Below are 12,750 nucleotides of genomic sequence, written 5' to 3'. Positions count from 1 at the left end.
GCAGGAATAGATGGAGAAATACAGGCCGACATTTATCACCTAAAAAATTTAACTTCCAGGTTATACGCTTTTGAGCTAGTCTTTATGCCATTTCATATTTTATAAAATCATCTTCTTACATAGAGGAAGCAGGTTTAAGAAGATTGGGTATATAGTAGTTTGCTTAAAGAGTAGTATTAAGGAATGGTAAATATTAAATCGTGGACTTTAATTTTTTACCTCATTCTTTACCGCGCTTGTTTCTCTTTAAGAAATTGCTAATTAGCTCATAATTTTTTAATGAATCTCTATCTTAAATTAAAGCATTCTTTAGCAATTAACCACTCTTCACGCACATGCACGACAAAAACCTTTACTTTAGAAGCGGCTGGTGATATCTCTCCATCATTTTTCCATGTGCCGTTTAAACTAGAATCTACTTTAACACCCAAATATTCAAGGCCCTCTATAACCTTTTGTCTTACTGTGGCAGCATTCTCTCCAATTCCTCCTGTAAAACATAGAATATCTAGACCATTTAAGGTAGCTGCTAAGGCCCCCACCGCTTTTTTCAAACAATGTACATATAGCTCTAAAGCTAAAATTGCTCGCGAATCTTTCATCTCTGCAGCTTTTAAAATCTTACGCATGTCGAAGCTACCCCCAATGCCTAATAAACCTGATTTTTTATTTAAGCAATGGTCCACTTCCTCAACAGTCATGTTTTTCTGCTTTTGGAGATAAAGAATAATACCAGGATCGATAGAACCACTGCGTGTCCCCATCATTAATCCTTCCAAGGGAGTAAATCCCATGGTCGTATCTATCCCTTTTCCATTTAAAATAGCTGTACAAGAAGAACCATTTCCTAAATGACACGTTATCAATTTATGGTTATCCGAACCTAACCTCTCTTGAATGGTTTCCATGCAATACTGATGGCTAATTCCATGAAACCCATAACGACGAATTCCCTCTTTAGTCCATTCACTAGGAACAGGATAAGTCCATGCTACTTCGGGCATGCTAGTGTAGAAGGCCGTATCAAATACTCCTATTTGTGTGGCAGAGGGAAAATAATGCTCAGCTTCCTGTATTCCTTCCAAATTTATAGGATTATGTAAAGGAGCTAAATGAGAGAGCTTTTGAAGAAGCTTTATAGTTTCAGGAGTAATAAAAGTAGGCTTTTGAAAGAGAGAGCCTCCATGGACGATACGATGGCCCACTCTATCAATGGGCGTTGGAACTTCCTCGAATGCTCTCTTAATAGCTGCTCGGCGATCTTCCCAGCTATTTTCAAATTCTATACTCTTTTGCCATAAGGGCTCAAGATCGCGCAAAAAAACGCTTTCTGCTTCAAATAAAGCAAATTTAAAAGAGCTTGACCCCCCATTAACCACTAAAATTTTCATGCAAGCCTTTGCTCTGTTAAGTCCCAGTGAAGAAGTAATAATTAAAAATAAAAATTGAAAGGCATAATCATTATCTAAAATGCTTTATACATTATTCTATAAAAACAAAAAAACTTTTTTTAGAATTCTTATTCGGCAGGTAAGCCTTTTCCTATTTTATAATGCCCTAGGTCTGCCACATTATTTCCTATTTAATTTTTCCTCTATCTTTTGCTACTTTGAATTCATCTTTGGAGTCTGGATTCTTTAAAAGCTAAAATAAGCCATCTAAATAATGAGGGCTTTTTTAATATATGTTGTGTGTGTTAGCTACCTATCTTCATTATGCTTTGCTTTAAGCTCAACATAATGTAAATCTACTTGATCTATTTTTTCATAAAGAAAGCAAAAAACCTCTTTTACTTTTGCTCTACTATTAGTCGAATCCTTTAGGCTGAAAAAAGATAGTACGCCTACTTACCCACACCATTAAGCTATTAAGGATAGATACAGAACACGAGAGAAAGAGTAGATAAGAGCCAAGCGGTAAAAGCCAATGATAATAATTTTTTGCTGGCCTATCCTCATAGTGCTAATTATACCAAAACCTTTTTCTCATTATTTAAAAAATTGAGGTTTTTTGATTGTATCAAAACCTGCGCCTTCTTAAGATAATTTATCATTCTCATCCCTAAAGGTAAATTTATGCAAGTCCTTGGAACATCTATACCTGAAGTCAAAATTATAGAACCCCAGATTTTCGGGGATGCCCGCGGCTTTTTTTTTGAAAGCTTTAACCTGACGATGTTTCGCGAAAAAGCCCATATTCATGATGTTTTTGTCCAAGACAATCACTCTCATTCTCCTAAACATGTCTTACGTGGACTCCACTATCAGATTCATCAGCCCCAAGGAAAGCTTGTTCGGGTTGTTAGCGGTGAAGTTTATGATGTTGCTGTGGACTTACGCAAACATTCGCCTACCTTTGGTCAATGGGTAGGATTAATATTATCCGCGCAGAATAAACGGATGTTATGGATTCCTAAAGGCTTCGCCCATGGTTTTCTAGTATTGTCAGACCAGGCTGATTTCCTATATAAAGCATCGGATTTTTACGATCCTACGTCGGAGCGTACAATTATTTGGAATGATCCCGATTTAGCCATCGAATGGCCCCTTCAGGGAGATGTACCTATTCTTTCGGCTAAAGATCAAAAGGGAAATTTATTCAGACATGCCGAGGTATTCCTATGAAAAAAATTCTTATCCTAGGCAAACAAGGACAAGTAGGCTGGGAACTCTGTCGCACTCTTTCACCTCTGGGGCAGCTTGTCACCTATGATCGGAAAGCCTTAGATCTTGCTTCTCCCCGCTCTATTCGCGAGCTTTTAAACGGATTAAAGCCCCATATGATCGTTAATGCGGCGGCCTATACAGCGGTTGATAAAGCTGAAGCTGAGAAGGAAGCTTGTATGGCCATCAACGCACGCGCTCCTCAAATTCTTGCTGAGGAGGCTAAAAAGCTTAATGCGCTTCTCGTTCACTATTCCAGTGATTATGTCTTTGATGGATGCTCGCCCAATCCTTCTACCGAAGATACTGTTCCTAATCCTCAAAATTTTTACGGCTACTCTAAACTTGAAGGAGATCGTGCTATTCAGGCCTCAGGCTGCGCTCATCTAATCTTACGTACTAGTTGGGTTTATGGAAACCGAGGCCGCAATTTTTTGCTAACTATGCTAAAATTAGGGTTAGAGAAAGATACATTAAAGATTGTAGACGATCAAATGGGTGCTCCTACCTGGAGCCGTTTAATTGCAGAAGCTACAGCACAGGTGATGGCCCGTTATGAAGGGCAGGATGGCATCTACAATCTTACCTGCCGCGGAAAAACCTCGTGGTTCGGCTTTGCTAAAGCCATCTTTGATTACTATAGGCTTAAAAAAGGAGTAAAGATGCCTACACTTGTAAACATTCCCTCATCAGCCTATCCAGTAGCTGCCCAACGCCCTCATAATTCTTTACTAAGTCACGAAAAAACAGAAAAAACATTTGGCATTCAACTCCCTGATTGGAATGAAACACTGCAGATGTGCCTCGAGGAGGTATAATTTATAGAAGTTGTTAGTGCACAAGCTAGAAAAGTACGCTAGAGCGCTAATTCTTAAGTTTTTTAGAGGCAGCTATTTGTACCCTCTGCCTTAAATCCTTTTAAGAATCATTTAATTACACTTGCTGTTGAATATTTAAACGAATAGCTTCACGTAATTCAGGCAGGCCATTACCCAGCATAGCTGAAATTTGGAAAATCTTCTCCTTAGCAGCAAACTTATTCTTTAAAAAGACTTTAATATGCTGAGAAGCTTCCTCAGTATCTACTTTATTTAACACGATAAGATAAGGACGTTCAAGCATTTCAGGATTATAAGCCTGGATTTCATGACGTAATACTTCAAAGTCTGAGCTGGGATCTCGTCCATCGATACCTGAGGCATCTAAGACAAATAATAAAAGTTTTGTACGTTCTATGTGTCTTAAAAATTCAAAGCCTAATCCTCGATTACAATGAGCGCCTTTGATAATACCGGGAATATCAGCAATAAAAATGCGTTGGTGTTCTTTATAAGTAATAAAACCAAGGTTAGGTCGTAAGGTAGTAAAAGGATAGGGAGCTATTTTTACTTTGACAGAAGCCAAAGAGGAAAACAGTGTGGATTTTCCAGCGTTAGGAAAGCCTACCAATCCTACGTCAGCAATTAATTTTAGCTCTAATTCGATGCTACAGGCTTGGCCTTCGGTGCCTTCTGTGCGCGTATTGGGTGCACGATTAGTAGGAGACTTAAAGCTATCATTACCACGTCCACCTCGGCCACCTTTACAAATTTCCCACTTTTCTCCATCCTGGGTAAAGTCATGAAGAATTTCACCCGTATGAATATTCTTTACTAAGGTGCCACAAGGAACTTTCAGAATAAGATCTTTCCCATTACGCCCCTGCTGGCAATTGGGACCTCCTTCACGGCCATTTTCTGCTTTTAAAATACGGCGATTGCGAAACCACTCTAAAGAAAAAACCTGTGCATCGGCTTGAAGGATAAGCGAACCGCCTTTACCTCCATTGCCACCACACGGCCCTCCCTTAGGGATATACTTTTCCCGCCGCCAAGCAATAACACCATTTCCGCCTTTACCGGCAGCTAGATCTATAGTCACACGATCAACAAACATATTTTTATATAAAAAGGGAAAGTTAAAAGAGAATAATAATTGACAAAGAAGAATGAAGAGAAGAACTAGTGCTCATCATTCCTCTTTCTGTGCTCTAAAATGGTTAGGCTCCAGCTTCGATAGAGATGTAAGTGCGATCGGATTTACGAAAAGAAACGCATCCATCAGCAAGAGCGAAAAGCGTATCATCGCTACCACGGCCTACATTTTTACCTGGGTGCCATTTTGTGCCCCTTTGTCTAACCAAGACGCTACCTGTCTTGACGATTTCACCCATACCTACTTTAATTCCCAGACGCTTTGAGTGAGAGTCGCGTCCGTTACGGGTTGAACCCTGTCCTTTCTTATGTGCCATAATTCTCCTTCCTTATGCTTTGGCAATCTCAGTAATTTTTACACGTGCATAATGTTGACGGTGGCCAAACTTCCTGTAATTATTATGACTCGGTTTATATTTTAAGCTTACAACCTTAGGACCTGCTACAATATCTAGCAGCTCACCCATAACTTTGAAGCCTTCTAAAGCTTGGGCACTAACATGGGAAGAGTTTTCTTCACCGACAAAAAGCACTTCAGCAAATTCAACTTTTTCTCCTGGTTCTGCGTCAAGCATTTCTACTTGGATGATGTCATCTTTAGCTACACGATACTGTTTTCCGCCAGTTTTGATAATCGCGTATGATTTGTTGGAACTCATTCTAGCCCCCTTAGGCATTGTAAAACGATAAAGTTTTTTTAAGGAAATCAATAAACTGTATGCAGTATAGCGCATTAGTGGTTTCCAATCAATCGAAATCTAAAGCCATCCAATGAGTCGATCTCTTGTCAATAAAAAAGTGCATCTTAAAATTAGCCAAATACTCTTTTGGGGCAACCTGCTGCCAATGTTCTTCATAAAAATTACCCAACACCTATTTTTTTATATACTTAATAATCGCTAGCCCTTTTATGCCTTGTTTGATAACGCGTGAAGTTACAAACTTGTACTACTCCTTCTCTCATAAATTCTTACGCCCTTTAAGCTAAGTTATAAATATATTGAAAATATCCGCGCTAACTCTTAGTATGGATTCATTAAATAAAAAAACTGATTTATAGTTATGCAGGCATTTGCAATCATCCCCTCACTTTTCTACTTACCTTCTTCCCAGCATGCTGGTCGCGAGAAGTTAGCTAAAGCGGAAAGACTGCTGGCTCAAGGCCAGCTCGAAAAAGCGCAAACATTTTTAAAAGAAATTCTTGATGACACTCATCTCAACCCAGAAACAATCATTAAAGCTAAGCTAAACAGCCAAATTATCCTTGCATATAATAATGAGGCCAAGTTTAACGAGGGTTTATTCTTAGAACTATTTGATACACTCCGACATTCCAGCTGGCTGGAAGAAGAAGAGAAACACAAAACTTTATTGAGTATAGAGCTTATCGGGCTTTATAATCCTAGCTTAGCAAATGCTTCATCTATAGAAAACATCATCGATAATTATCCAGAAAGCCATCCTCTTGCAATTTTAGGGAGATTTTGCCTAGCTGAACGCTTACGTACACAATCTACTAATGATGATGAGCAAAAAATATTAAGCTTGTATAAAAGTGTTCATACACAGCAAGTCAGCTCTATATTTACCTACATACGAGGAATAGCCGCCCTGCAAGCCGCAGAGATTATATCCTCTAGCACTTACTCTGGCGAGCAAAGTTGGTTAGATGCCGATGAGTTATACAGTGCAGCCCTAGCAGATTTTTCTCCTCAAGCGCTCACAGACTTTGATGAGAAAAAATGGGATCTTTTTTTTGAATTTTCTCGCCTTATTTTAGAAAAGATCTATCCTTGCCCCTATCTCACACATCTAGCTTACGTAGGAAAAGCCTATATGTATGGCATGGGCAGCAAAGACTTAAAACCTTCAGTAGAAAAAGCCATTTTTTACTATGAAAAGTCTTTAGAGACTAATATCGCCCTCGAAGGGCAAATAGAGCCTAAGTTCTGCTTAGCAGAGTTGTATTTTTCTCATGGCGAAGCTTCTAAAGCTCTTTCACTTTTTGATGAAGTCATCGATTCTTCTACTCATGATAGCCATATAGCCTATTCTTTTATGTCCAAATGCTCTAAAGCTGATATTTTGCGTCAGGATTTTCCTGATATAACTAAAAATTTGGCACTTTCACAAAGTTTATACCAAGAAGTATTGGAAAGTTCTTATAAAAATGATCTTCTTTTGGCTAAAGCTGGGCTAGGATTAGCCATTATTTTTCGCGATGGAGATGACCGAAATATTCTCAATTGGCCCGATGCTATCTTTTTATTTAAGCAAATCATCGAAGCTAAAGATTATTTAAAAGAAGCTCCCCAACTTGTCAGCCAAGCCCAGTTAAATTACGCAGAAATGTTATATAAAGGGGGTAATGAGATTGAACAATGCTTACCTGAGGCGATGCAATTGTTTACTTGTCTTTTGCTGGATGAAAAGCAGGAAGAAGCAATAATAGCTAAAGGCTTAAATAGCTTGACCCAATTAATAGAAAAAGAGCCTCAGGCTGGACAGATCCAAAAAGTTTTAGATCTATTTGAACAAGTTATCCAGCAGAAACACTTATCCAAAGCCTTAGTTGCTCAGACCTATTATTGCAAAGCTAAAATCTATAGGCTCCAAAATCGGCTAGAAGATGAGCTCTATCATCTTTTTGGGGCCCATATATTTGGTGACTTCATCATGCAACAAACGATTAGCGAAGAAGTTCAGCGAAGTCCTTGCACTGCAATTTCCAAAATAGTTGCTTACCATTCAATACTAAAAAATGTAGAAGCAAGCCTTGCACCCGCACCCGATTTTTGGATTCCTCCTTTAGGCCCTCTTTCCCAATTTCTTGAAAGCTTTTTAATTGCTAAGGACCTAAACACCTATGCTATTAAAAAAAGCATTCTTATTGGTTTAATAAAGCATGAGTATCAAATCACCAGCTACATTGATCCCCTCCTGCCTGAACCCATAAAAAATGAATTATATGATGTTTTAGGTAACTTTTGTCTTTCGGCTGCGGATGAACATCCCCACTTAGCTATCAAACTCTTAAGAAATGTGAGCGAAAAAGCCTCATGTTATCCTGCTTCTTTAGGTAAATTAATTAATTTAGTTTATACCTCTAAACTTGAAAGTTTAAGATCTGAATGGAAAGCTTATGAGGCTATAACCTCTTATTTAGAAAAAGCAAAAAAAGCAAATCGGCTTTCCCCCACCCCTCTCCTTGACCTTCAACATACTGAAAAATGGGAGTTGGCTGCTAGGAAAGAAAAACTTAAGTTTATTCAACAGCATCCCATCGATCGCCTTATTAGCTGCCCCATTAATAGATTCAGCATTTAACATAATGCTCTGGGAAGTTTAGTTGAATCCTATAGGTAGTTTATAGGGGGTTAAGATTTGCTATTCTGTGAAATCTTACCCATTTAATTTTTCAAAAAATTTTTAAACATAATCGCTTATTCAAAATCATGTCTTTTATACCTTAGGTCGCTTGGATTGCGTATTGGCTTAAGTGCAGATAGCTATTTTTGAGGATAGGCTAACAAAAAGAAAAAGAATCCTGCTGCTACTCATTTCTGAAAAATCTCTATTTAATTTATAGGGTTCGTATTGTCATTTCAAGAAGACTAGATCTTTGATGAACTTCAATTCTAAAGTCTCTAAGGCGCCTCAGTCGAAGGAAGCTTATGCATTTGATAATGAAAATATTTAGAGAAAAAAGAGAAGCACAAGTTTCCAAAAACATACTTTCTCTTATCAATCTTTTGCCAGGCAGAGCGGGAATTTTTAAGTGGGGTAGAGTTGCTCTAACGCCGGCAAAAATAACTTTTCCCGTAAAAAAAAGTCTTCTGCTAGCTGCTTCCATGGTTTGCTAACTAAAGCTGCCCTGCCTCAATCTTCTTCTGGCAACAAACTAAAGATAGCTACTTGTAGCTCATTAGGTAGATAATTAAAGTTAGGATAGAAATCTATTCTTATCGCTTTTTTTCAAGGCTCTGCTTGTTCGATTATAAGTTGGGCAAGAAATCTAAACTATAGCTAGCTTTTTAAAGCCCATCTAAATTTTTTAGAATTAAACTGCGATGCCTCTAAGCGAAGTCTAATAAGAATAGGACAAAAAAAAGCCGGATTAATAGGATTAATCCGGCTAAAGTGGCCAGAACTGGAATCGAACCAGCGACACAAGGATTTTCAGTCCTCTGCTCTACCGACTGAGCTATCTGGCCAGAGATAAGTAAGCAAGATAGACTATCATCCCTTTTTTATGCAATCCTTAATTTGCTGTAGCAGCTTAAAGAGGAGCAATACCGCCTTTAACCTCTTGATTCTGACGTTTTTTGCTATGCAAATAAATCATATCTTTGAGTACATTTATAGTCTCTTGCATCTGTAGATCTTCTTTGCCGTAATTGTTTGATTCCTTGCCAAGCTCATCTTCGGTAGGCGATCCAAAAAGCTTTATGTCATCTGTATTTCCTGCTTTTTTTTGCTTTAAAAACATTTGATAATTTTTATTGTTTTCGATGCGATAAGCACTATTTTTCTTTAAATAAGGCAGTATTTCTTGCCAGGTTGAGACCTTGGCTTGAAGAGTAGGCGTATAGTATTTCATATACCAAGACTTTACACTAGGCTCAATATCTTGAAGACTATCTTCAAAATCTGCCTTAATAAGATCGGGCTTCCACGGTTGCTCTAGATATTCCTCTCCGATAGGCTCATTATGATAAGGGCCAGGCACTACGATATCAGCTTTTACTCCCTCCAATTGAGGAGTTTTCCCTGAGACCGTGTAATATTTGCCCACGGTCACCTTAAAAAAAGAAGTGGTTTCCCCCTCATTGCCCGTCACCGTTTGACTTTGAATAGTGCCCTTTCCATAGGTATGTTCGTCTCCAACAATTAAGCCTACCCCATAATCTTGTAAAGCTTGTGCCACAATTTCAGCAGCAGAAGCAGTAGCTTTTGAAGTCAAAATAATAAGAGGTCCCTGATAAGCAGTCCTAACATCTATATCGCGATAAATACGCTTTTCTCCGTCAGAATATTTAGAAATTACAATGATACCGTTGGAAATAAATAGACCAGCTACCTTTACAGCTTGGCTAAGAAAGCCCCCACTATTTTCCCGTAAATCTAAAATTAGCCCTCGCAAATTACCTTTTCGATCTAACTCTTTTAAGGCTTTTTGCATATCACTGTCGCTACCCGTTCCATCTTCACCCTGGTAAAAAGAGTGAAGGGTGATAATGCCAATAATGCCGTTGCCCACTTTTTCCTGTTTTACATCTATTCGCTCACCTTTAATAGGAATAGATTCTTTTTTAAGAATGACCGTTTCCTGCTTTTCCATCTGCTCTCCATTTTCTTCTTGGAAAGATCTACTGATGACCAGCTCTATAGAAGGCTCTTTTGAGGCTCTTATTGTGTTCATCACCTCAGGCAACGTTTGGCCGGACGTGGCCTTACCATTGATTTGAAGAAGGTAATCATTAGCAAAAATTTTGCCACTTTTGGCAGCCGCTCCTCCTTCGATTAGGGAAGAAATAATTATTCCTTGAGGAGTAGACTGTAAAACCACCCCTATACCATCAAACTCTTTTTCAAGGCGTACTTTCATATCATAGGCTTCTGCATCACTGTAGAAAGCCGTATGAGCGTCTAAAGAACTAGCTAAAGCTTTTAAAATATGTAAAGCTAAAGCACTTTCTTTTTTACCTTCACTATACGCCTTACCCTCACTCGTTTGATAGAGATATCCCTCTTCAATATTTTTCAATGCCTGATCAAACATGACAAGGAGTTTGGATTTGTAGTTAGAGACCTGAGCTTTTCCATATCTTTTCTGCTCAGCCTGAATGAAAGTTATCATTTGCTCTTTGGTACGTCTTTTAAGCTGCTCAAAATTAGAAGCAAATGAACCATTTAAATTAAGCTCTAATCCCTCTGTATTTTTATTGCTTGAACGACGCTCATCTGCTGCTTTGAAAAGCTCTGCGGTATTTTTTATAAGATCTTGGCGATATTGACGTGCCCGCACGATAGATCTTTGAATGATCGCATTAAGCTTTTCAAAAGAAGAAAAGTCTTCATTTTTGTAGGCGGTAATGTAGATTTCCATTTGCTCAGAAGATAATCCCAGGAAAGGCTCTACCTCTGCTTGGGTTAAATAGGTACGATCAGGATCGAACTGGTCGATATAATTTTTAAAAGCATTTTTTAAGATTTTCTCGTCAATCGTTTTCTGACCTAAATGCTCAGCAAAAATCTGTCGCATAATTTTGCTAATATCTTGCCTCTTAAGCTGCTCGGGTTCCTGGCCTAAAAGAAAAGAATTAACTAGAAAAATAAAGATGATAAATAAACTAAAACGATTAAGCAAGCGCATATCTTCAACCCTAATTTGCTAATAATGAACTACTTGTGAAATAAAAACTCTTCACCTCTTTCTGGATTATAGAGAGCACCAGGTTTAACAACAACATTTTTGAAAAATTATAAAATTACTTTTATCAACAATTTATTCTTATCTCGATAGCTGATTTTAATGGATTTTTTCTTAAAGGTAAGATTTTTATATTTATAGAGAATTCTTGCTCTAGTAGACTTATTGATATGAAAAACTTATATAGTGAAGATGTATTTGCTCTAGAAAACTTTGAAGGATCGCTGGATTTTTTGCTCCATCTTGTTCAAAAGCATGAGATTGATCCCGTCGAAATTTCTTTAAAAAAAATTACCGAGCAGTATATCCAAAAGCTAAAAGAATGGCAGGCCTCCTCTGTGGATTCAGGGGCTGAATTTATTGCTTCAGCATCCTTTCTTTTATGGCTTAAAAGCCGTATGCTTCTGCCTACGCATGAACAGCCTCTCTCTTTGGGAGAGGAAGAGCATGATCCCCGTTTTGATATTATTCATCAATTACTTGACTATTGTCGTTTTAAGGAAGCAGCTAAAAACCTTACCCAACTGGAGATGTCTCAAAGTGCTTATTATTTACGTGAGCCAGAGCCCCTAGGAGAAAATAACAAACCGTTGGGTATCGAGCATTTGACTTTAGAAGACTTAGCGGATCTCTTTAAGCAAGCTTTAGCTAAAGCACCGATCAAAACGGCAAAATTTATTCAAGAAGAAGAGTGGAAAGTTGCTGATAAAATTAAAGCTATTCGTCAATATTTAAAGGTCAATCATCAGCTTGAAATCGAACAACTTTTTTTAAATGCTACAAGCAAGCTAGAAATTATTGTTATCTTCCTGGCTGTACTTGAACTGATGAAAATTGGTGAGAGCTATTTAATCAAGGATGTTGCCTCTCAGAAAATACTATTATGCGTGAACTTATAAATATTTATGGCTAAAGAAATTAACTTTTTCGAACAACAAATGGAAACGACGGCAAGCGAATTAATTCCTGTGCTTCCTTCTGAGGATCTTCCTCCTTCTCCTCCAGAAAAGCTTACAGCTCCTAAAGCCTTCTCTCCTAAAAAGCAATATGTCCAAGGCTCTCTTCCAGGCATTCCCGTTAATAATCAGGCTATAGAACAAAAAGCCACTGAAAAAACTACAAGAACACGCCTTAAAAGAATCATAGAAGCCCTGCTTTTTGTCAGCCGTGAGCCGCTTAGCTTTAATAAAATCCGGGAAGTGCTGGATGCTGTTGAGCCTCTTAAACCCCGTCAAATTCAAGACTTATTGCAAGAGCTAGCGGAAGAATTTATCTTGCAACAGCGCGCCTTTAGATTAGAAGAAATTGCCCAAGGTTATATTTTACGTACCTGTAAAGAATATAGCCCTTACCTAGATTTACTTTTTCGTAATAAGCGAACGGAGAAGCTTTCCCCCGCTGCTGCTGAAGTGTTGGCCATTATTGCTTATCGGCAACCTATCACCCGTCCTCAAATTGATGCTATCCGCGGTGTAGATAGCTCGGGTACCCTTCAAAGTTTGTTGGAGAGGCAACTTGTCGAATCTGTAGGCCGCTTAGAGGCACCTGGCCGCCCTACTCTCTACGGGATCACCCCCTACTTCCTTAAGCACTTTGGACTCCGGGATTTAAAAGAACTGCCTGGTTGGCAGCCTCCTGTAGAAAGTTAAAATACAATTAAAATCCTCACTTCCCTAATAAC

The 12,750-nt window shown here is 38.4% G+C and carries 10 protein-coding genes and 1 tRNA gene; 5 read left to right on the top strand and 6 right to left on the bottom strand.

What is annotated here, in order from left to right; all coding sequences use genetic code 11:
- Nucleotides 1-287: 287 nt before the first annotated feature.
- The gene (locus tag TY21_RS01085; RefSeq protein WP_042243968.1) at nucleotides 288-1,391 is read right to left on the bottom strand and encodes an acetate/propionate family kinase; all 1,104 of its coding nucleotides are present in this window, start codon (nucleotides 1,389-1,391) and stop codon (nucleotides 288-290) included.
- Between the two features lie 684 nt (nucleotides 1,392-2,075).
- Between TY21_RS01085 and rfbC the strand changes: the two genes are divergently transcribed.
- Together rfbC and rfbD are read left to right on the top strand one after the other, a co-directional pair.
- Nucleotides 2,076-2,624, top strand: coding sequence for a dTDP-4-dehydrorhamnose 3,5-epimerase (gene rfbC, locus TY21_RS01080; RefSeq protein ID WP_042243966.1), 549 nt, complete (start codon nucleotides 2,076-2,078; stop codon nucleotides 2,622-2,624).
- Entirely contained in the window at nucleotides 2,621-3,481 is an 861-nt protein-coding gene (gene rfbD / locus TY21_RS01075) for a dTDP-4-dehydrorhamnose reductase (RefSeq protein WP_042243964.1), read from the top strand. The genes rfbC and rfbD overlap by 4 nt, the downstream gene beginning before the upstream one ends.
- 115 nt (nucleotides 3,482-3,596) lie before the next feature.
- On the opposite strand, the gene obgE is transcribed toward rfbD, so the two are convergent.
- From obgE to rplU, 3 genes are all read right to left on the bottom strand, one after another.
- Entirely contained in the window at nucleotides 3,597-4,598 is a 1,002-nt protein-coding gene (gene obgE, locus TY21_RS01070; protein WP_039385954.1) for a GTPase ObgE, read from the bottom strand.
- 103 nt (nucleotides 4,599-4,701) lie between these two features.
- Nucleotides 4,702-4,953 (bottom strand): 50S ribosomal protein L27, encoded by a 252-nt coding sequence (gene rpmA / locus TY21_RS01065; protein ID WP_039385956.1) that lies wholly within the window; start codon nucleotides 4,951-4,953, stop codon nucleotides 4,702-4,704.
- Between the two features lie 12 nt (nucleotides 4,954-4,965).
- Complete coding sequence (gene rplU, locus TY21_RS01060) at nucleotides 4,966-5,295, bottom strand: 50S ribosomal protein L21 (protein ID WP_039385975.1); 330 nt, start codon at nucleotides 5,293-5,295, stop codon at nucleotides 4,966-4,968.
- Between the two features lie 403 nt (nucleotides 5,296-5,698).
- Here rplU and TY21_RS01055 point away from each other — a divergent pair, with 403 nt between their 5' ends.
- On the top strand, nucleotides 5,699-7,963 hold the full coding sequence (locus TY21_RS01055) for a hypothetical protein (protein WP_042243961.1): 2,265 nt from the start codon (nucleotides 5,699-5,701) through the stop codon (nucleotides 7,961-7,963).
- An 814-nt stretch (nucleotides 7,964-8,777) separates the two neighbouring features.
- Here TY21_RS01055 and TY21_RS01050 read toward each other — a convergent pair.
- Nucleotides 8,778-8,850: transfer RNA gene (locus TY21_RS01050), tRNA-Phe, on the bottom strand.
- Between the two features lie 65 nt (nucleotides 8,851-8,915).
- Nucleotides 8,916-11,012, bottom strand: a complete 2,097-nt coding sequence (locus TY21_RS01045) for a S41 family peptidase (protein ID WP_042243957.1) — start codon at nucleotides 11,010-11,012, stop codon at nucleotides 8,916-8,918.
- A gap of 227 nt (nucleotides 11,013-11,239) precedes the next feature.
- On the opposite strand from TY21_RS01045, the gene TY21_RS01040 reads away from it, so the two are divergent.
- Nucleotides 11,240-11,968, top strand: coding sequence for a ScpA family protein (locus tag TY21_RS01040; RefSeq protein WP_042243955.1), 729 nt, complete (start codon nucleotides 11,240-11,242; stop codon nucleotides 11,966-11,968).
- A gap of 6 nt (nucleotides 11,969-11,974) precedes the next feature.
- Nucleotides 11,975-12,718, top strand: a complete 744-nt coding sequence (scpB, locus tag TY21_RS01035) for an SMC-Scp complex subunit ScpB (RefSeq protein WP_052354664.1) — start codon at nucleotides 11,975-11,977, stop codon at nucleotides 12,716-12,718.
- Nucleotides 12,719-12,750 lie beyond the last annotated feature (32 nt).

Source organism: Neochlamydia sp. S13 (assembly GCF_000648235.2).
GTDB lineage: Bacteria > Chlamydiota > Chlamydiia > Chlamydiales > Parachlamydiaceae > Neochlamydia.
Note: the sequence above shows the minus strand (reverse complement) of the source record. Positions and strands in the feature narration are given on the sequence as shown.